The sequence below is a fragment of the Bacillus sp. YC2 genome (genome assembly GCF_019891195.1).
Lineage (GTDB): Bacteria > Bacillota > Bacilli > Bacillales > Bacillaceae > Bacillus.
Genome location: NZ_JAHXDO010000035.1, coordinates 1 through 604 on the forward strand (window position 1 = coordinate 1; position 604 = coordinate 604).

The following is a 604-nucleotide window of genomic DNA, read 5'->3' on the forward strand; positions in this document are numbered from 1 at the left end:
AGTTTTGTTATTTAAAATGATTGAACTAACTGAATTGTTATGTAAACTGCTACTGCCCAAATGATTAATGCAGATATCTTATTTATAATTCTTAAAAATGTCCCATCAGAATCTATATTGCCTATTATACGTCCTACTATTGCAAGACTTAAAAACCAAATCCAAGAAACAATTATACAGGCTGCAGTGAATGCTATTTTTTCTGAGCCCGAATAACTCAATGAGTTGGTTCCAATAACGCCAATTGTATCAATAATTGCGTGAGGGTTTAATAAGGACACTGAAAGAGCAAACATAATTTGTTTTTTCATTGGCATTGCTGATTCTTTTTTGCTTAAGTTTGCTGAATCACTTTTCCAAATAGACCAGCCCATGTAAATTAAAAAAATCAATCCTACACTGAATATTATTGTTTTTAAAATTGGTATGGTCAATACAATTAAAGATACACCTAAAACTGCAAATAATATTAGAAATGTATCGCAAAGAGATGCTGTAATGATTACGGGCAATGCGTTCCTGAATTTTAATTGGGATACCCCTTGGTTAAAAACAAAAACATTTTGAGCACCAAGGGGAAGGATTAAACCAAAAGCTAATACAA

Annotated in this window: 1 protein-coding gene; it reads right to left on the minus strand. The window is 31.6% G+C overall.

The features are described 5' to 3' along the window. Positions 1 to 11: 11 nt before the first annotated feature. Positions 12 to 604, minus strand: a 593-nt coding sequence (locus tag KY305_RS19780) for a LysE/ArgO family amino acid transporter (protein WP_223063938.1), incomplete at its 5' end; no start/stop codon positions are given.